This window comes from uncultured Solobacterium sp. (assembly GCF_963550625.1).
GTDB lineage: Bacteria > Bacillota_I > Bacilli_A > Erysipelotrichales > Erysipelotrichaceae > Bulleidia.
Window position 1 is genome coordinate 25171 of record NZ_CAUVCV010000009.1, and the last position, 18413, is coordinate 43583.

General features: G+C 36.1%; 21 protein-coding genes. 4 read left to right on the forward strand and 17 right to left on the reverse strand.

Annotated elements, in window-relative coordinates; all coding sequences use genetic code 11:
* Nucleotides 1–131: 131 nt before the first annotated feature.
* Nucleotides 132–458, reverse strand: coding sequence for an HIRAN domain-containing protein (locus RYK16_RS05980; protein WP_314851364.1), 327 nt, complete (start codon nucleotides 456–458; stop codon nucleotides 132–134).
* A 118-nt stretch (nucleotides 459–576) separates the two neighbouring features.
* Nucleotides 577–1260, reverse strand: coding sequence for a DUF3862 domain-containing protein (locus RYK16_RS05985; RefSeq protein ID WP_314851365.1), 684 nt, complete (start codon nucleotides 1258–1260; stop codon nucleotides 577–579).
* A gap of 120 nt (nucleotides 1261–1380) precedes the next feature.
* Between RYK16_RS05985 and RYK16_RS05990 the strand changes: the two genes are divergently transcribed.
* Nucleotides 1381–2358 carry a WYL domain-containing transcriptional regulator gene (locus RYK16_RS05990; protein WP_314851366.1) on the forward strand — a complete coding sequence of 326 codons (978 nt, stop codon included), beginning with the start codon at nucleotides 1381–1383 and terminating at the stop codon, nucleotides 2356–2358.
* A gap of 39 nt (nucleotides 2359–2397) precedes the next feature.
* Here the strand turns inward: RYK16_RS05990 and RYK16_RS05995 are convergent, their stop codons facing one another.
* From RYK16_RS05995 to agaB, 4 genes are all read right to left on the reverse strand, one after another.
* Nucleotides 2398–2994, reverse strand: a complete 597-nt coding sequence (locus tag RYK16_RS05995) for a DNA-3-methyladenine glycosylase I (RefSeq protein ID WP_314851367.1) — start codon at nucleotides 2992–2994, stop codon at nucleotides 2398–2400.
* A gap of 95 nt (nucleotides 2995–3089) precedes the next feature.
* On the reverse strand, nucleotides 3090–3890 hold the full coding sequence (gene agaD / locus RYK16_RS06000; RefSeq protein ID WP_314110333.1) for a PTS galactosamine transporter subunit IID: 801 nt from the start codon (nucleotides 3888–3890) through the stop codon (nucleotides 3090–3092).
* On the reverse strand, nucleotides 3877–4680 hold the full coding sequence (gene agaC, locus RYK16_RS06005) for a PTS galactosamine transporter subunit IIC (RefSeq protein ID WP_314851368.1): 804 nt from the start codon (nucleotides 4678–4680) through the stop codon (nucleotides 3877–3879). Before agaC ends, agaD begins: the two co-directional genes overlap by 14 nt.
* 14 nt (nucleotides 4681–4694) lie before the next feature.
* Nucleotides 4695–5168: a PTS galactosamine transporter subunit IIB gene (agaB, locus tag RYK16_RS06010; RefSeq protein WP_294020211.1), complete on the reverse strand. Its 474-nt coding sequence runs from the start codon at nucleotides 5166–5168 to the stop codon at nucleotides 4695–4697.
* Between the two features lie 191 nt (nucleotides 5169–5359).
* Here agaB and RYK16_RS06015 point away from each other — a divergent pair, with 191 nt between their 5' ends.
* On the forward strand, nucleotides 5360–6145 hold the full coding sequence (locus RYK16_RS06015; protein ID WP_314851370.1) for an HAD family hydrolase: 786 nt from the start codon (nucleotides 5360–5362) through the stop codon (nucleotides 6143–6145).
* 75 nt (nucleotides 6146–6220) lie between these two features.
* Here RYK16_RS06015 and RYK16_RS06020 read toward each other — a convergent pair whose 3' ends face one another.
* The 7 genes from RYK16_RS06020 to ulaG are packed head-to-tail and all read right to left on the reverse strand — an operon-like array spanning nucleotide 6221 to nucleotide 12163.
* Entirely contained in the window at nucleotides 6221–7072 is an 852-nt protein-coding gene (locus RYK16_RS06020; protein ID WP_314851371.1) for an L-ribulose-5-phosphate 3-epimerase, read from the reverse strand.
* Nucleotides 7062–7751, reverse strand: coding sequence for an L-ribulose-5-phosphate 4-epimerase (araD, locus tag RYK16_RS06025; RefSeq protein WP_314851372.1), 690 nt, complete (start codon nucleotides 7749–7751; stop codon nucleotides 7062–7064). Before araD ends, RYK16_RS06020 begins: the two co-directional genes overlap by 11 nt.
* Nucleotides 7752–7753: 2 nt before the next feature.
* The gene (locus tag RYK16_RS06030; RefSeq protein WP_314851373.1) at nucleotides 7754–8803 is read right to left on the reverse strand and encodes a hypothetical protein; all 1050 of its coding nucleotides are present in this window, start codon (nucleotides 8801–8803) and stop codon (nucleotides 7754–7756) included.
* A gap of 47 nt (nucleotides 8804–8850) precedes the next feature.
* On the reverse strand, nucleotides 8851–9144 hold the full coding sequence (locus RYK16_RS06035; protein ID WP_006525163.1) for a PTS sugar transporter subunit IIB: 294 nt from the start codon (nucleotides 9142–9144) through the stop codon (nucleotides 8851–8853).
* A gap of 7 nt (nucleotides 9145–9151) precedes the next feature.
* The gene (locus tag RYK16_RS06040) at nucleotides 9152–10612 is read right to left on the reverse strand and encodes a PTS ascorbate transporter subunit IIC (RefSeq protein ID WP_314851374.1); all 1461 of its coding nucleotides are present in this window, start codon (nucleotides 10610–10612) and stop codon (nucleotides 9152–9154) included.
* Between the two features lie 17 nt (nucleotides 10613–10629).
* Nucleotides 10630–11085, reverse strand: coding sequence for a PTS sugar transporter subunit IIA (locus RYK16_RS06045; protein ID WP_314851375.1), 456 nt, complete (start codon nucleotides 11083–11085; stop codon nucleotides 10630–10632).
* A 13-nt stretch (nucleotides 11086–11098) separates the two neighbouring features.
* Nucleotides 11099–12163 carry an L-ascorbate 6-phosphate lactonase gene (gene ulaG, locus RYK16_RS06050; protein WP_314851376.1) on the reverse strand — a complete coding sequence of 355 codons (1065 nt, stop codon included), beginning with the start codon at nucleotides 12161–12163 and terminating at the stop codon, nucleotides 11099–11101.
* Nucleotides 12164–12369: 206 nt separating this feature from the next.
* Here ulaG and RYK16_RS06055 point away from each other — a divergent pair, with 206 nt between their 5' ends.
* Nucleotides 12370–13173: a DeoR/GlpR family DNA-binding transcription regulator gene (locus RYK16_RS06055; protein ID WP_314851377.1), complete on the forward strand. Its 804-nt coding sequence runs from the start codon at nucleotides 12370–12372 to the stop codon at nucleotides 13171–13173.
* Between the two features lie 103 nt (nucleotides 13174–13276).
* Nucleotides 13277–13624 carry an HIRAN domain-containing protein gene (locus tag RYK16_RS06060; RefSeq protein ID WP_314851378.1) on the forward strand — a complete coding sequence of 116 codons (348 nt, stop codon included), beginning with the start codon at nucleotides 13277–13279 and terminating at the stop codon, nucleotides 13622–13624.
* An 8-nt stretch (nucleotides 13625–13632) separates the two neighbouring features.
* Here the strand turns inward: RYK16_RS06060 and brnQ are convergent, their stop codons facing one another.
* From brnQ to RYK16_RS06080, 4 genes are all read right to left on the reverse strand, one after another.
* Nucleotides 13633–14970, reverse strand: coding sequence for a branched-chain amino acid transport system II carrier protein (brnQ, locus tag RYK16_RS06065; protein ID WP_314851379.1), 1338 nt, complete (start codon nucleotides 14968–14970; stop codon nucleotides 13633–13635).
* A gap of 8 nt (nucleotides 14971–14978) precedes the next feature.
* On the reverse strand, nucleotides 14979–16541 hold the full coding sequence (gene abc-f, locus RYK16_RS06070; protein ID WP_314851380.1) for a ribosomal protection-like ABC-F family protein: 1563 nt from the start codon (nucleotides 16539–16541) through the stop codon (nucleotides 14979–14981).
* Nucleotides 16542–16556: 15 nt separating this feature from the next.
* Nucleotides 16557–17246: a phosphatase PAP2 family protein gene (locus tag RYK16_RS06075; RefSeq protein WP_314851381.1), complete on the reverse strand. Its 690-nt coding sequence runs from the start codon at nucleotides 17244–17246 to the stop codon at nucleotides 16557–16559.
* A gap of 85 nt (nucleotides 17247–17331) precedes the next feature.
* Nucleotides 17332–18411, reverse strand: coding sequence for a hypothetical protein (locus RYK16_RS06080; RefSeq protein ID WP_314851382.1), 1080 nt, complete (start codon nucleotides 18409–18411; stop codon nucleotides 17332–17334).
* Nucleotides 18412–18413: the final 2 nt, after the last annotated feature.

Genomic DNA, 18413 nt, shown 5'->3' on the forward strand with positions numbered 1-18413 from the left:
GAGACTAATATCTCACTCCCCCATCAATACACAACTCTTGTAACTACTATATTACCAACATGAATATTAAACATGCAAGTATGTATTCCTTATCATTAGATAAAATATGTAGAATGTAAAAAAACATGCGGCTAATCTTGCATGTTTTTTGTCTCTTCTTGTGATGTTTGCAGCTGTGCAATGATCATATCACGATAAATAAATTTGACTGTACAAAGTATTGAATCCTTAAAACTTTGATATATATACCCAGCTGAATGTGTACCCTTCGCGACACTACTTACTGAATTTGCGACATGTCCAATTGGAATTTCATTCTTGTTTTCTACCATAATTGATTCCATATCGTATGCATTATCTGGTTCTTTTTTTAAGTGAAGCACCTCACCTATTTTTATCATCCCTATCTCGATATACTCTTTGATATTTGTAATCGTTATAAAATCATTTTCTTTCATATTTCTATTCCTTCCATTGATGATCCTAGTATAGATAAGTAGTGGTACAAAAAAACTGCCTAGAAAGAAAAACTCCATATCAATTTAGGATATGGAGTAAACACTATTTCATTCCGTACTAACCTTTTCCAGTTGCGTAACCATCTTTAAACGTAATATCAAAGTTAGCTCCAAAGCTACCGTTTGCATTATACCAAGACACAAGATTTGAGTATGAACCATAGAAAAGTGATTCGGATTCACTATCCGGTTGACCAAACTGTGCGATTGCTTGATCATAAGAGAATGAACCATCTGTAACAATCGCATTAAACTCATCTAACGTAACTTTCTCATTATGATTTACAAAACTAAATCCGGAATATCCTTTACTAGTTGCTAAATTATTCGTAAAGGATACTGTAAAGCTAGCCATCCCTTTCAAAGAGGAATCATGCCATGTCGCAAATAGAGATTGTGAATCACCATAGCTATTTTGGCTAACGGAATCTGGTTCTCCAAGAATCGCTTTAACATCTTCAAAAGATGTTCCACCTTCTCCATCATACATAGGATCTCCTAATACAATCTGTTGGTACTTTGCGCGTGCTTCTGATACTTTTTCTTCTTTTGTTTCTTCCTTAGTGCTAGTTTCTTCTTTTGTTTCTTGTTGTGGTTCTGGAGTTGTTGTAGAAGTTGTTTCTGCTGTAGTTGTAACGGTTGTTGTCTCTTCGGTTTGCTTTTGATCATCATGCTTACCAAAGACTTTTGTGATACCAAATAATACAAATACTACTAAAAAGAATTTTATGATTTTCTTCATCTTCTTTTTGGATTATATCCTCTGATATAATCCGCCTCCTGTCTATGTCTATAGATTAAATTTGACAGTGTACAAAAAATATGCCAGATATGCTAAAATTTAAAAAACAGGAGAAATATTATGGCAGAAAAGAAGTTTTTACCATTTATTGTGCTACAAATTCTCGAAGAACTATCCGATGAATCTCATATTCTTTCAACAAACGAACTCATTGATCATATCGAAAGACGTTCAGGTATTAGTATTGAACGTCGCACTCTCTACTCAAACATCGAAATCTTAGAGCAAGCTGGTTATACCATTAATAAGTTTGCAGATAATGGAAAAGGATATTATCTTGAGAAACGACAGTTTAGTAAAGGTGAAGTCTTACTATTATGTAATGCGATTCACGCCTCTCATTTTATTTCTAGCAAGCAAAGTAATGCATTGATTGCAAGTCTATTAAAAACACTCAATAAGTATGATCAAAAAGATTACCATGATGCAGTATACATGCCTAATATGCAAAAAACATCAAATGATCTTTTATTTGATAATATCGCTAAACTTTCTGAAGCCATTCAAAAGAAAAAGGTAATTCAATTTGTATACATGCATTATGATTCTAATAAGAAGCTAGTACCAAAACGCGAAACACTGTATACTGTAGAGCCACGCTTTATTGTTTACCAAGATAGTAGACCATATCTCATCACAACCAGCAAAACACATCCTGGCTTCGCCCATTATCGTATTGATAAAATCTGTAAGCTTTCAATTACGACAGAAAAAGTAAATCCATTCATGAAGGAAAGCGAGCAGGATGCATACCACTACGCTAAGAATAAACTCTTTATGTATTCTAGCGAGCAAATTCATGTTCGTTTACGATGCGAGAATCGTATCATGGATCAGATGATTGATATCTTCGGTACAGAGATGAAGATTTTAAAACGAGATGAGGAATCATTTATCGCTAGTGTTCTTGTAAATAAACAAGGTGTATTATTCCTTGCTCAACAATTTATGGAAGCTATTGAAATCATTGAACCAGACGACTTGCGCGAAGCGATGAAAAAACAACTAAAACTAACACTTAAAAAATACAGCAGATAAACTACTCTGCTGTATTTTACATAAACTCTAAAATGCTGTTTAAATGTCTTTATCATCCATGGTTACACATGGATATAATTTCTTAATATTCTGATAGCATAGGCATTTTTCATCATGGTCATTAATCATGCCACAAGCTTGTAAATAGGAATATATAATGACAGGTCCTACGTACTTAAATCCTCGTTTTTTTAAATCTTTACTGATTAGTTCAGACAAAGTATTCTTAGATACATCAATACCCTTTTCATGCCCTCTATAGCATATTGTCTTATAGTTACTATAAGACCAAAGGTATTTATCAAAACTGCCAAATTCTTGTTGAACATTCATGAATGCATTCGCATTTGAAATCATAGCATTAACTTTGCGTAAGGATTTAATCATATTGTCTGTACTCATGATATGATCAATCGCTTTAGTATTTAAGGAGGCTACTTTTTCTACATTAAAATCACAAAAGCACTTTCGTATTGTTTCTCTTTTTTGAATAATTAATTCCCAACTTAATCCAGCTTGCATAGATTCCAATACAAGATACTCAAATAGTTTTTGATCATCGTGCGTAGGAACACCCCATTCTGTATCATGATATACTTGCATTTGTTTACTACTGTCTTTCCAATTACATGTCATATAGAAACCTCAACCTATTTATATCATATAATTAAACCTATTAAATAACACAAAGAAAAACCGAAACAGTTCATATATACTGTTTCGGCTTATTATTATAGAAGACCAATTGCGGAACAGATAATTGAAATGGCGATTGTTGCCACAATCAATACTACTGGTGATACCTGCTTCTTCTTTAAGAAGTAAAGCATGAGTAATGTATATCCCATTGGTAGTAGTTTAGGGAAGATTGTATCAAAGAAAGCTTCTTGTACTCCTACTGAAATATCTCCACTTACTGTAATAACAGGTAATAATTCAATATTTACATAACTAGCAATTAATGCACCAACAACAGTAATACCTAAGATTGTTGCAGAGTTAGCAATAATCGATGAATTCTCCTGTAACTTTTCAAATGACTTAATACCTAGGTTATATCCCATATGTGTCCAAACAATGCGTAGTAACCAGATAATGAGATAACATGCAAAGAAGATAATTGGACCTAAGATTAATCCTTGTGAAGCAAAGGAACAAGAGATACCAGCGATAATTGGTAATAGTGTAAACCAGAAAATCGCATCACCAATACCAGCGATAGGACCAAATAATGCAAGTTTTAAACCCTTGATTGTATTACGATCTTCATGTTGTTCTTCTAATGAGATTAATAATCCCATTAAAAATCCAACAAGGTTTGGATGTGTATTGATAAATTCCATATTATCTACCATCGCAGCAGATAAACCGGCTTTATCGTCCTTATAAATTTTTTCTAATGCCGGAAGTTGTGAATATAACCAACCTGCAGCCTGCATTCTTTCATAACTGAAACCAGCTTGTAATAATGATGAGCGAATCGCAAGATTCGTAATATCCTTCTTTGTTAGTACACGTTTAGATTCCGACATGCTCGTCACCTCCATCTACCTTCAAATTCTTAACTGCTTCTTTAATCTCTTCTTGACGTTGCTTTGCATTGAAGAAATCAAATAGCGCAAATGCTGTACCCATTAATGCGACTGGAAGTAAATTCTTCATGTCAATAAAGCATACTGCTAAGAAGCCTGCAATGAAGTACGGAATATACTTTGGCTTCATCATAACGTTTAGTAACATACCAAAACCAATTGCTGGTAAAATACCACCTGCAACAGTTAAGCCATGCGTTAAGAATTCAGGCATGTGATTTACTAATGCATTCATCGCATCCTGTGCTAAGAATGTACATGCAAATACCACTAGACCATAGAGTAATGCTACGATACCAGTCATCAGAAGGTTCATTTGTGCAATCTTCTTTGTATCACCATTTTCTGCTGCCTTATCACATACTCCCATAAAGAATGAGAAAGAAGAATAGCAGAATAGTACAACGTACTGCATTAAGAATGAGAATGGTAAGCAAAGTCCAAGTGCAGCTTGCCCATCAACATTTGTTGTATAGGCAATGACTGTACACATTACACCTGCTAGAATTGGGTTTGGTGGCTGTGTTCCGCCTGCAGGTGTTAACCCAGCAAACGCTAGTTCAGTTAATGCACCTGTTGTTAAACCTAACTTTACATCTCCCAGAATCATACCTGTAATTGTAGAAACGATTAGTGGTCGGAAGATAAAGAATGATTCCAACCAGAAATCGATGCCAAAGATCATTGCAGCGATTGATAATAACAATCCCTGTATAAATGTAATTTCCATATTGATTTCCTCTATTATTTAATCATTTCTTTTTGTGTTCCTGGAACATCCTGTATGAATACATTCGTTCCTGTTGAGACTATAAATTTCAAATCATCCATGTCTGTATCATCAACATATACTTTCTTAGAAAGTTCTCTCTTGCCTGGTGCAAAGTGCATATTACCGACATTTAAATCTTTTAGATGTACACCTTTTTCTACCAAAGCACGCGCACTTTGAGGATTGCGAACAACTAAGAAAATATGTTGATCAGGAGATGCTTTATCAATCACATCAGCAGTTTTTTGGATAGTGAAAAAGCGAATTCCAACATTACTTGATTTCGCAGTTACTGTCATCAATGATTTCTGTAATTCATCTTCTGCAACCACATCATCTGCAACTACAATTAGGTTTGCATTTAATGTTTGTGTCCAAGTAACTCCTACTTGTCCATGTACAAGACGATTATCAATTCTAGTCAATAAAATATTATCCCCCTTCATGTCATTTCATCTCCTTTCTATTTTGGATAAATTATTGAACATGCATTATGGTGAAATATTATTATGATGCATGAGAATGATTCTCTTAATGTATTACTAATTTCATTATGTTCTTATAAGCTCATAAAAGCAATACCATTTCATGACAACAAATTTCATACATAAGATTCAAAGTATTGTAGTATATAGTTATGAAAAATATTCAATTAATTGCTAGTGATATTGACGGAACGCTTCTATTAAATGGCTCACAGGCCATAGATCCTGAGATTTTTAACCTCATACACAAGCTTCAACAAAAAGGTATTCTCTTTATGGCAGCTTCTGGTAGAGAATATACAAATTTACGCAATTTATTCTCTCCTGTAGCAGATGATATTGCATATCTTTGCTTAAATGGCTGTATATCCTTTTATAAAGGTGAATGTATATCAAAAGAAGTGATGGATGGCGAACTCGCAAGAAAACTTATTACAACTATACAAAATGATTCGGATGCGGAAGTACTAGTTTCTGGTGAAAAGACATGCTATATCACTCCAAAGAATCAAAGTTATTATGAGCATTTAACAAACACTGTCCAAAACCATGTAACTATTGTTGATGATTTACTCAATATTCCTGAACCATATACAAAAATATCTGCTTATTTTAAAGATGGTGCAAACAAACACTATCAGTATTATGCAGATATGTTTGATAAGGATATTACTGTACAGATTGGTGGTAAATGTTGGTTAGATTGTACCCCAAAGGGTGTAAATAAGAGTACAGGGTTCCTGAAGCTACTTGCACATTTAAACATCTCTGCAGAGAATACTGTAATGTTTGGTGATAATGATAATGACAAACAAATCTTACAAGCATGTGGTCACCCTATCTCAATGAAAACCGCAGTTCCTTCTATTTACAAGTTATTTCCAACTCATGTAAATACAGTCAATGAAGGTATTATTGCTATTTTAGATAATAAATAGAATACGTATTATAAGTGATTATTCAAGGTGATATGTATCACCTTTTCATTTTAAAAGGAGCGTTTTTTACGCTCCTTATTCAAATACTTGATCTAATTTTTCTCTTAAGAAACTTCCTGCATGTTTGCAGATATCTTTCCAGTTCTCTTGACCTGTATACCAGAATTCACCAGTGAACATACATACACCCATATCCTTTAGACATCTGATGTCTTGTACAAACTCAGTATGTCCTGTTCCAAATGGTATCTCTCGATATTTACCAGGTACTGTTTCTTTTAGGTGAGCTGCTACGATATGGCCCTTGCCTTTTTGAATATCATCGATGACTGAAACTCCATATATCTTCTCAGCATTTGTTAGGTTTCCAATATCTGGATAGATTTGCAGGTATGGACTATCTATGATATTTACATACTCCATCGCTTTTTCAACTGTATCCATAAATGGTATTTCCATTGTTTCAAAGCCCATGACGATACCATACTTGGCTGCCATCTTGGTAGCGATATGAAGATTCTTGATAAACTGTTTCTTGGTTTCTGCACTACCTTCCTTGTAATAAACATCGTATCCAGCTAATTGGATGATACGAATGCCTAAATCTTGTGCAAGATATATAGCCTTCTCCATGATTTCTAGACTTCTTTCTTCAATCTTTGCGTCTAGATCTCCGAGTGGGTATTTGCGATGTCCACTTAAACACATCGTATGAATAGGAACACCCGTCTTTACGATTGCTTGTTTAATAGCGTCTCGCTCTTCTTGACTCCAATCTAATCGTGCTAGTTTATCATCCGTTTCATCGATAGAAATCTCTAGCCAATCAAAGCCAGATTCTTTACAGATGGTTAGCTTCTCTTGCCAAGATAATTCTTTTGGCATGGACTTTTCATACATGCCCAAACGGTACGCCTTATTGTCCATAGTATGCATTCTTTCCATGTTTACGTAGGTAATGTTTATCCAAGAGTTCCTGCTGCATATTTCCCTTTTGTGGGTTTAACATGTGTGCATGGAAATTCATAAAGCAGATTTCTTCTAATACAACTGCATTATGTACTGCATTGAATGGATCACTACCCCAAGTAAATGGTCCATGACTATGTACGAGTACTGCAGGAACATCATCTGGTTCTTTATCCTTGAATGTTTCAACGATGACATTTCCTGTTTCTAGTTCATACTGGCCAGCGATTTCTTCTTCGCTCATCTTTCTTGTACATGGTATCTCACCATAGAAGTAGTCTCCATGTGTCGTTCCCATCGGTTGAACACCTACCCCAGCTTGGGCAAAGCTAACTGCCCACTTACTATGGGTATGTACGATACCACCGATATGAGGGAAGTTACGATACAACACTAGATGTGTATCTGTATCGGAAGATGGCTTGTATTTACCTTCTACCTTTTCTCCTGTTTTTACATCTACGACGACCATATCCTCTGGTTTTAGTTCATCATATTCAACCCCAGATGGTTTAATAACCATGAAACCCTTTTCACGGTCGATACCGGAAACATTACCCCAAGTAAAGACTACAAGTCCATTTCTAGGCAACATCATATTTGCCTCATATACTTTTTGTTTTAATTCTTCTAACATAGTTATTCCTCAATCGTGTACAGTGCAATCTCATCTGTTTCGCGATTTGATACGAAGATCTTCTGCACGTCTCCATCTTTAAACGCTAACGCATTTGTAGGACCTGCATTACGATCTAAGTTTTCACTGACATATGTATTCGTATTCGCATCGTAAGATAAAAGATTTAATTCTAGTTCATTCTTACGATAACCATAGATACCATATACCTTGCCATTCATCTCTAGTGGATAGATAGCATGCAGGAATGGCATCTTTCTTTCATCTTCCCAAACCTTTTGGTAAGATCCATTTACCAGTTTATAGACAGCTAATGTATCACCATGGAATGGTGCGAAAGTCATTAGTTCCTTTTGTCCATCCTGATCAAAGTCTAGATACAACATATCGGAAGCAGGATCCGTTGTAAGTTGTTCGTATGTCCATTCACCATTTTCATCTGCTGGTGGAACGACCTTAAAGATACCGTTCTTTGTGCCGACTACGGCAATCTGATAATCCTCTTCTTCTGTCTTAAAGAAGCCATGATTTTGAGTCAGACCACTGATTAACGGTGTTAGTTCCAACTGATGTTCTTCATCAAAGATAGAGATATCTTCTGGTAACTTAGCAACCCACACTCTTCCAGGACATGTCCAGTCATCTTTGAATGCATGTGCACTCTTCAATGTACACGCCACAAGATACTTCTGGTGATTTCTTTCAACCACTCCAAAGCGATGTACGAATGGAAGTTTGCATAGTGTATGAATCTGCCACTCACCATCTTTTCTGAGGTAATATACAATCTTAGAATCTGCCCCATTATTTGGAGAATAGAACTTCCAAGTCGCAAGGAGTGTTGGATATGTCTGGTTTGGATACTGTTCTAGTGACATCACACCACCAGGTCCATCCCACAACTTCTCTACAAAGTTTCCCTCATAATCATATAAGTAACATGGGTCTTCTTTTTCAGCAGCACATGCAAGATAATTCTTTCCATCGAATTCTACTTGTGCTAATGCATAACACTTATTCAAAGTACCCAATACTTTCTTATTTACTTTCATTCAGTAAACCTTTCTAAAAAGCTACTGCTCAGCAGTAGCTTTCGTTGTTATTCTGCAAAGCCTGCTTCTTTTAAAAGTGCTTGCGCTTCTTTGTCTGATAGTACGTTCTTCATACCGCAGATCTTAACGCCTTTTTTCTCTGCATCTGTAAACATGTTCTTAAAGTTTAGTGGGCAAAATACAACATCATATTGAGTTGCCGCACTCTTACCTTCTGATAAAGAACAGTGATGAATTGTAGATACCTCTACACCTAAATCCTTACATGCCTTTTCCACTCTCATCTTCATCATCAAAGATGTTCCGGCTCCGTTTGCACATGCGACTAAAACTTTAATCATTTGTTGTTCACTCCTTCTTTACTTTTTCTTTATAAGCTTCGTAATCCTCTACACATAAGAAATATGTATCTGGATGACTACGATATTGTAACTGTGGAATCAAGATTAATACTACTAAAATGATTGCTAAACCAATGAATCCTGCGTACTTCATGATTACTGTAAAGATTGGCCATACAACTGCCCAGTCCCACATACCTAAGTAACCACCGTTAGCTGCAAGTCCTACCATACTAGCGATGAATGCACTACCGAATACTTGGCATAATCCTGAGATGAATGGGAATAACATAGCAGCCTTTATGCCACCCTTGTTATTAGCGTATACAGCGATTGTAGCGTTATCGAAGAACACTGGAACGAAACCTGCAATAACAATTGTTGGAGACTTCAATAGTAGTAATGTGATGATAGCGATAAACTGACCCAAAGCACCGAATAAGAAGCCGATTGTTACTGCATTAGGGCTACCAAATCCATATGTAGCTGCACAGTCGATACCAGGAACTGCACCTGGTAAGAATGTATTGGAAATACCTTGGAATGAGTTTGTTAATTCTGTTACGAATGTACGTACACCAAGTTGTAAAATTGCAAGATAAACAGCAAACTTGAGTGATGTATCTACTACATACATGAAGAAGCTTGCGCCTTCCTTAAGAACCTTTGTTTCAATAAAGTAATCCTTACCTAATACAGCCATAATAGCTCCAAAGAAGATCATCATTAGGATAGCTGTAGAAACCATGTTTTCATTGAAGATTGACATGAAACCAGGTAATTGGATATCTTCAATTCTCTTAGAATTCTTCTTATTGCCAAATAACTTCTTGGATAAGTATGAGAAGAATGCAATACCAAACATCTGTTGGTGAGCTACACAGAAGCCACCACCATCTGTTAAGTCCTGAGAAATTTCAACTGTGAGGTTAGAACCAACTGCCCAATATAAACCAAGAATAAGTGACATAACAATTAACATTGGTGTATCACCCAACTGTGGGAAGCAGAATAGAATTAACCAGAATGCTGTAGCGGCCTGTTGCATTTGCACATGGCCTGTTGTAAATACTGCACGTAATTTTGTAATCTTGTTAAACTTAACAAGAACTAAGTTAAAGATAAATGCAATTAACAATAGGAACATTACTTGTGAAAAACTACGTCCAATTCCTTCCATTGCTGACTGCACTGCATTTTGTCCGAAGTATGGATCGATAACCATCGCATCTAAGTTGAAGCGATCTTTTAATCCAACAAGAATTGGTCTGAAGTTACTTACTAATCCACCAGAACCTACGCTTAAGATTAAGAAACCAACTGTTGCTTTAATAAAGCCTGCTAGTGAATCGTACCATGTCTTTTTCTGAAGAATGTAACCAATTAAAACGATTAAACCGATAAAGTATGCTGGTTTGGTTAAGATATTACTTGCGAACCATACCCAAATGTCGTATAAAATGCTCATATTTCCCCCTAATTATATTATTTGTATTTTTCGATGACCTTTCTTAAGTCATCATCATTGTGAACTTCTAGTAAGTCATTTACGACTTCTTCGTTCATTAATAGTTCAGATAGCTGCATCATGTTATTTAGATGTTGATCATGATTCACAGCAGCGAGTGTAAAGAATAGTCTTGCGTCTTTTTCTCTGTCATTATCGTCGAACGCAACTGGCTTCTCTACCTTCATAAAGCCAATACCAGTTTTATATACACCCTCTGCACCTAGCGTAGAATGCGGCATTGCTACATTAGGACAAATCACGATGTATGGTCCATATTCTGTAACACATTTAATGATTGCTTCTACATAACGATTATCGATGAATCCTTGTTCGATCAACGTTTCACCACAACCTTTGATGGCATCTTGCCAAGTTATAAATTCTTGATGGTAGCTAGTCAGATGATTATCTAGTATTTCTTGTAATAACATTTATTTTCTCCAATTATAGAATACTTGGGAATGGAACATTACGCTCCTTTGTAAAGCAGTCCTCGAATCCACGGCGATAATGGAACTTCAATAAGTCCTTATCTAATGGCCATGTATACTTACCACCCACATCCCAAATGAATGGATGGAACTTATACTTCAGTGTATCCTTCTTGAAATTATATACTAACATAATTTCTTCAGGATCTGCCTTCATATTTGTCCATACATCATGGTGTAAAGGAATAATTACCTTTGCGTTCGTTGCTTCACCCATTCTACACATATCAACAGATGTCATCTTATCTTGGCATCCTACAGGGTTTTCACCATACGCACCAAAGGCAATATCAATATTGTACTTCTTACCGATGTCCGCGTAACAAATACTATAGTGTGAATCACCAGTATGATATACAGTTCCTGCAGGCATCTCGATTAAGTAGTTGACTGCTTTTTGATCCATGTTTGTAGGACAAATTCCTGCGATGTCTTCGCCAACTTCTGTTGTGACTAGACATGTGCGGTCATAGGACTCTAATACATGAATCTTTGTATCCTTGATTGTAATGATATCCCCTGGTTTAACAACTTTACAACGTTCCTCTGGAACACCCCAGCCAACCCACTTTTTCACACACTCTAATGGTCCAATAAATGGTACATCATCGGCGCAGTTCTTTAATACAGCTGCCGCAAAGAATGGGTCGATATGATCGTTGTGATAATGAGTTGCTAATACTGCATCACACTTTGTTACACCAAATGGATCATAAACAATTGGTGCTGCACGCAGATTAGGTTGTAGATTTTCAACGCCCATCATATTTCTCATTTGATGGTATGGGGCCATGGATGATACTTTTTGTGTTCTCTTTCCATTACCAAACCATAAGTCGATTGCAATGTTTGTATCGTTTTCTGTCTTAAACCATACACCTACACATCCCAACCACCACATTGAAAATGTACCAGGTTCAACAACTGTGTTGTCAATCTCTTCATTTAGCCATGTTCCCCATTCTGGGAAAGCACCTAAAATCCAAGATTCCCTTGTAATTTCATTTACTTTTGGCATGATAACCTCCTTTGTGATGGTTTTATCATACCAACACATTTTTTGATTATCAAAGAATTATATGTTCATTTATCCATTTTTACGACTTATTTATTAGATTTAATCATTTTTATATATTTGTATAATACTATTTTAAAGAAATAAATAATTTATATGATTATTCATTCATTAAATGCTATAATCATTTTAAAGATGGAGAACAGAATATGAAAGTAGATTATAAGATTGTTCAACAGCGTCGTGACGATATTATGATGATCATTCAAAAATTAGGTAACGTTACAGTCAAGCAGTTAATGAATGACTTCAACGTTTCTGAGATTACAATACGCCGTGACTTACAATACTGGGAAGACCGTGGTGCCATCATCCGCTACCATGGAGGCGCAAAGATTGTACAGCACATGGTAAATCATGATAACAGTGACTTTACCAATGAGCGCTACAAGCACGCTATCGCAAAAAAAGCTGCTAGTTACATTGAAGATGGCGATACAGTATTTATGAATACTAGTTCTACTGCCCTACTCATCCCGCAGTATATTATGAATAAACGATGTACGATTATAACAAATAACGCAAAAATGGTTTTAGTAAAGCATAGTCCTTTAATTAGTATCGTATTAACCGGCGGAGAATTACGCTATCCAAAGGAAGCGATGGTCGGTGACTTTGCATTAAACAACTTACATAAGATTCGTGCAAATAAATGTTTCTTAGGTTGCAGTGGTATGAGTAGTACCAGTGGCATTACAACTGCAATCTTCTCCGAAACTGCAATCAATGAAACTATGGTTAGAAATACTCTTGGAAGTATCTTTATCGTATGTGACTATACAAAGATTGGCCAGACACATAACTATATATCTGCAAATGTTAATAAGTTAAATTACTTGATTACTGATATTAACGCAGCCGATGAAGAACTATCCAAGATTCAAGATGCGAACCCTAAGATTATCATTCATAAAGTAGAGCCTCTTAGCTCAGTCGCAATCAATCAAGAATAAAGAAAAAAATATTTGAGTAAAATCAAATATTTTTTATTCTGGCGTATTTTATGTACACCCTCCCCGATATAGTACTTATAGACAAGCAAGGAGGGATTCATCCATGAAAGAAGCTTATATTACAGTTACAGGAACACACTTCCGCTACGGTACAGAAATGGTTGAGAAAGGAGATATTCTTTATCTCAAGAAAGATACAAATAACGAATACGATAACGAATCCATCCAGGTAAATCACATCCCTTTTGGTAAGATCGGTTATGTCGCAAATAGCGTTCGAACTGTGATTGGAGAATGCATGAGTGCTGGTAGACTCTATGACAAAATTGGACAAACTGCGGAAGCAGTCGTAACCTTCAAATCACAGGATTATATTATTTGTAAAGTTGTTTTAGATCCTTCTTTTTCTGAAGTCCAAGTTTACCAGCAGAATGCATGTAATGAAAAATAGCCTTACGGCTATTTTTTTAATATCTTCGATAATACGAAACCAATGATTAATCCAATTACAGTGAAGATTACCCACGCAAATCCAATCTCATACATTGGTAATTTCTGGTATAGATTAACAAGACCATCCGTAAATGCACTATGCAAGAATGTATAGGATGGTTTAGAGAACGTATCCATAAATGCCCCAATAATCGTTGCGATGATTGTAGATTGATAGATAATCTTATTCTCTCCTACAAAACTACCAACCAACAACAATAATACAAATACGATTGTAATTGGATACAAGAATAGTAATGCAGGTAGTGAATACTTAAGAATACGATCTAATCCAAAGTTGGATAAAAGGAATGAAACGAGTGTAAACCCAATTGCATAAATGCGATAAGATACCGTCTTTGGGAATACCTCAACAAATGTTTCAGCACAAGAAGTTACTAGACCAATCGCTGTCTTTAAACATGCAAAGATCATGATTCCTGCAAGTAATACATTACCCACAGCGCCATAATAATGTTTTGCAAGGATTGCTAAGGCAACACCACCATTTTCATTTGCACCTTGTAATAGTACAGATTGAGCACCTAAGATTGTTAATCCAAAATAGATTACTGCCATTAGCGCAACTGCTATCACACCGCTTTTAAGTGTAATCTTTGCGATTTCTTTTGCGTCTTTAATTTGGAACTCTTTGATTGCGTTAATTAATACAATCGCAAAGGCAAGAGATGCTAAGGCATCCATCGTATTGTAGCCTTCCAAAAGACCAGTAAAGAATGGTTGTGATACATATCCACCGGTTGGTTGCACTTCACCAAAAGAACCAATCGGTTTAATAACTGCCATCACTAATAAGCAGAATAATAATACTAAGAAGATAGAATTAATATATTTTCCAATCCAAGTCATAATCTTCGATGGACGCAAAGAGAATAATAATACCAGCGCAAAGAAGATTAATGTATAGATAAATAATCCAAGTTGTGTTTGATCAGCGGAAATAAATGGTGTAATACCAGTGGTAAAACTTACTGTCGCTGTTCTTGGAATCGCAAATAATGGACCAATACTCAAATATAGGATAACTGTAAAGAAGTAACTAAACCATGTAGCTACCTTCTTTGAGGCATCAAATAGTCCTTCACTCTTTGAAATACCTATTGCCGCAATTCCTAAAAGTGGTAATCCTACACCTGTCATACAGAAACCAATGATTGCAGGAATACTATTGGCACCAGATAACTGTCCCATATATACTGGGAAAATCAAATTACCTGCTCCAAAGAACATTCCAAATAACATTGACCCAAGTAATAAATATTCTTTTATCGTTAATTTTTTCATAGAACTCCTTAAATAATACGTGTTGTCCATTCAGTACAATCCACAACACGTGTTGCTAAACCTTCATAGAAATCTGGCTCATGGCAAACCATTAGCACAGTTCCTTGATAATCTAATAATGCTTGTTTTAATGAATCTTTCGCATCCGCATCCAAGTGGTTTGTAGGTTCGTCTAATACGAGTATATTCGCATCACGATTCATTAACTTACAAAGTCTGACCTTTGCCTGCTCACCACCGGAAAGTACTTGAATACGACTTTCAATATGCTTTGTTGTTAAACCACACTTTGCAAGTGCTGCACGACACTCATACTGTGTCCATGCTGGGAATGTATCCCAAATTTCCTGCAAGCATGTTTTATCATTATCACCGAATACTTCTTGTTCAAAGTATCCAATCTCTAAGTATTGATCTTTTTCAATCTCACCAGATAATGGTGGAATAATACCTAATAAACTCTTTAGAAGTGTTGTCTTACCAATACCATTGGCACCACTGAGAATCACCTTCTCTTTTCTTTCCACAAGGAAATCAAGCGGTTTGGAAAGTGGTGTATCATAACCAATCACGAGTTGTTTTGTCTCAAAGATGACGCGACCTGGCGTACGTGCTGTACGGAATGAGAATTCTGGCTTTGGTTTTTCAATGGTCTTTTCAATCATCTCCATCTTATCCAGTTTCTTCTGTCGAGACATCGCCATATTACGTGTAGAGACTCGTGCTTTGTTTCTAGCCACAAAGTCCTTTAACTCCGCAATTTCTTTTTGTTGGCGATTATAGGCAGCTTCTTTTTGTGCCTTGCGGACTTCGTAGACTTCCATAAACTTATCATAGTCACCTACATATCTTGTAAGTGTACTATTATCCATGTGATAGATAATATTGACGACACTATTTAAGAATGGAATATCATGTGATATTAAAATAAACGCATTCTCATATTCTTGTAAGTACTTCTGTAGCCATGTGATATGTTCTACATCGAGATAGTTTGTAGGTTCATCTAAGAGTAAGATGTCTGGCTTTTGTAATAAGAGTTTGGCTAGTAAGACTTTTGTACGTTGTCCACCTGATAAATCCACAACATCTCTATCCAAGCCTAAATCATATAGACCTAATGCCCGTGATACTTCATCAATCTTTGCATCAATCATATAGAAATCATGCGCGTTGAGTACATCAGCCAACGAACCTGCTTCACTCATCATTTCATCCATCTGTGCTTCACTGATAGAATCATCTGCCATATCCATATAGAGTTGGTTCATACGACTTTCCATTTCGAAAAGTTCATCGAATGCAGTCTGTAAGACCATACGTATCGTACTACCTTTTGTTAAGATAGCTGTCTGATCCATATAGCCTGTAATGACATGTTTCGCCCATTCCACTTTACCTTCTTCCGGAATAAGTTGCCCTGTCACAATTTTCATGAACGTTGATTTACCTTCACCATTTGCACCAATCAAACCAATATGTTCACCTTTTAGAAGACGAAAAGACACGTCATCAAAGATGACACGGTCTCCAAAACTATGTGATAAATGTTCAACGTTTAATATACTCATGAATACCTCTTTACTTTAAAATGTTAAAACTTTTCCCCAGTGATGTTTCATTGCGAGTTTCATTGCAATATACCCAATGATAATTCCTGATGGAATATCAATGAAATAATGTTGTTTACATAAAACTGTACTTGCAAAAATTAATACGCAGAATACTGCAGAGAAGATACGATAGGACTTTGCGTACTCAGGACGCTTTGCGACACCCATATAACAACAAGTACTAATCAAACAATGGTAACTTGGCGCTAGGTTTGTACCGTAGCGACCACCATCCATATTGTAAATCCACTGTAGTGCTTGATTTAGCACACCAGGATTATCATTGAGAAGGTTCTCTGCAACACGGTCCATACGTGTAGGATAGACTGTAAATACAATCGCACCAATCAAGTATGCAACAAACATTCCAACTAAGAAATCTTTGAAATGGTCCTTCGTACCATCTTTCGCAACAGCCATTGGACCATAAATCCAGAATAGATAAGATAGGATATACACCGTAATAAATGGAAGATACAGTGGAATCAAATCATCTAACCATGCAATCTTGGTTGTATGCCACCCTATCCCTAAGGCAAGACTAATATCATTTGCCCATAGATACATATATCTCTGCAAAATAAACATACCGATTCCAGCGATGTATCCATATACTGGAATATTGAAAAATCTCTTATTCAAACAGTCTTTTAACCATTTCATAATCGTCCTCTTTCACATCGCTTATTATATCGTAGTCAATGTAATTCTCCTATCGTTATCATCAAAAAAGGAGGTAAATTACCTCCTATGCTTGCGTAAGGATGTAGCGATATAATAATTCAACTGTATCAACGACATCTCGTACATCGACTACTTCATAGCTATGTACATAACGCATTGGAATCTGAACACCACCAGCGATGATACCACCGTTTAATGTCTGCATAAAGCTAGCATCTGTCGCACCAGCTGCATACGCTTCAATTGCGTATGGAATCTGATTGTCCTTCGCAACCTTCTTTAAGTCGCGTACAAGCTGTGGATGTGCAATCAAACCACCGATACAAGTAGAAAGTTTATCCATTACCTTGATGGATGTTCCCTTACCTAATACGTTAATATATTCAGATTCTGGAACACCTGGAATATCAGTCGCTAAACTCATATCTAAAGCAATCGCAATATCAGGCTTGATATTTGTAGCGGCTACAATAGCACCACGAGCACCTACTTCTTCTTGGGTTGTAAATACTGCATATAAATCAGGAATATCTTCTCTACCTTGTAGTAAACGTACAACTTCTTCCAAGATAAATACAAGTGCACGATCATCTAGTGCCTTACCACCTATCTTATACTTACCTAGTTCAATAACAGGATAATCGATAGAAACCGCATTGCCCTCTTCAATACCAAGGTCTAATACCTCTTGGCGAGATTCACAACCAACTTCAATAAAGAATTCATGAACAGATGATGGCATTGTTGTACAACGATCTGGTCTTCCAGGATGAAGTGAATTAATAATACCATTGATATGCTTACCTTCATCTGTCTTGATGATGACACGCTTACCAAAGAACTGTTGCGGAGCGAAACCTCCAAGTGTATCTACCCAAATAAATCCTTTACTATCGATATGACGAATAATCAAACCAATTTCATCCATATGTGCCGCAATCAGAATCTTCTTATCACCAGTTCCTTTGCGATGATAAATTAAATTGCCAAGTACATCTGTAGAATGTGTGAAGTCTGAATCAGCCAAGTTTTGCTTGATAAGTTCTGCGACTTCCTCTTCAAAACCGCTAGGTCCAAATACGGATGACAATCCTTTGATACGCTCGCGGAAATTCTTTTCAATTTGTTCACGATTAAATTCCATAA

What these genes read in the sequence shown, in the direction of transcription:
- RYK16_RS05980 (WP_314851364.1), bottom strand. Translation starts at nt 458, where the DNA reads ATGAAAGAAAATGATTTTATAACGATTACAAATATCAAAGAGTATATC.
- RYK16_RS05985 (WP_314851365.1), bottom strand. Translation starts at nt 1,260, where the DNA reads ATGAAGAAAATCATAAAATTCTTTTTAGTAGTATTTGTATTATTTGGT.
- RYK16_RS05990 (WP_314851366.1), top strand. Translation starts at nt 1,381, where the DNA reads ATGGCAGAAAAGAAGTTTTTACCATTTATTGTGCTACAAATTCTCGAA.
- RYK16_RS05995 (WP_314851367.1), bottom strand. Translation starts at nt 2,994, where the DNA reads ATGACATGTAATTGGAAAGACAGTAGTAAACAAATGCAAGTATATCAT.
- agaD (WP_314110333.1), bottom strand. Translation starts at nt 3,890, where the DNA reads ATGTCGGAATCTAAACGTGTACTAACAAAGAAGGATATTACGAATCTT.
- agaC (WP_314851368.1), bottom strand. Translation starts at nt 4,680, where the DNA reads ATGGAAATTACATTTATACAGGGATTGTTATTATCAATCGCTGCAATG.
- agaB (WP_294020211.1), bottom strand. Translation starts at nt 5,168, where the DNA reads ATGAAGGGGGATAATATTTTATTGACTAGAATTGATAATCGTCTTGTA.
- RYK16_RS06015 (WP_314851370.1), top strand. Translation starts at nt 5,360, where the DNA reads ATGAAAAATATTCAATTAATTGCTAGTGATATTGACGGAACGCTTCTA.
- RYK16_RS06020 (WP_314851371.1), bottom strand. Translation starts at nt 7,072, where the DNA reads ATGGACAATAAGGCGTACCGTTTGGGCATGTATGAAAAGTCCATGCCA.
- araD (WP_314851372.1), bottom strand. Translation starts at nt 7,751, where the DNA reads ATGTTAGAAGAATTAAAACAAAAAGTATATGAGGCAAATATGATGTTG.
- RYK16_RS06030 (WP_314851373.1), bottom strand. Translation starts at nt 8,803, where the DNA reads ATGAAAGTAAATAAGAAAGTATTGGGTACTTTGAATAAGTGTTATGCA.
- RYK16_RS06035 (WP_006525163.1), bottom strand. Translation starts at nt 9,144, where the DNA reads ATGATTAAAGTTTTAGTCGCATGTGCAAACGGAGCCGGAACATCTTTG.
- RYK16_RS06040 (WP_314851374.1), bottom strand. Translation starts at nt 10,612, where the DNA reads ATGAGCATTTTATACGACATTTGGGTATGGTTCGCAAGTAATATCTTA.
- RYK16_RS06045 (WP_314851375.1), bottom strand. Translation starts at nt 11,085, where the DNA reads ATGTTATTACAAGAAATACTAGATAATCATCTGACTAGCTACCATCAA.
- ulaG (WP_314851376.1), bottom strand. Translation starts at nt 12,163, where the DNA reads ATGCCAAAAGTAAATGAAATTACAAGGGAATCTTGGATTTTAGGTGCT.
- RYK16_RS06055 (WP_314851377.1), top strand. Translation starts at nt 12,370, where the DNA reads ATGAAAGTAGATTATAAGATTGTTCAACAGCGTCGTGACGATATTATG.
- RYK16_RS06060 (WP_314851378.1), top strand. Translation starts at nt 13,277, where the DNA reads ATGAAAGAAGCTTATATTACAGTTACAGGAACACACTTCCGCTACGGT.
- brnQ (WP_314851379.1), bottom strand. Translation starts at nt 14,970, where the DNA reads ATGAAAAAATTAACGATAAAAGAATATTTATTACTTGGGTCAATGTTA.
- abc-f (WP_314851380.1), bottom strand. Translation starts at nt 16,541, where the DNA reads ATGAGTATATTAAACGTTGAACATTTATCACATAGTTTTGGAGACCGT.
- RYK16_RS06075 (WP_314851381.1), bottom strand. Translation starts at nt 17,246, where the DNA reads ATGAAATGGTTAAAAGACTGTTTGAATAAGAGATTTTTCAATATTCCA.
- RYK16_RS06080 (WP_314851382.1), bottom strand. Translation starts at nt 18,411, where the DNA reads ATGGAATTTAATCGTGAACAAATTGAAAAGAATTTCCGCGAGCGTATC.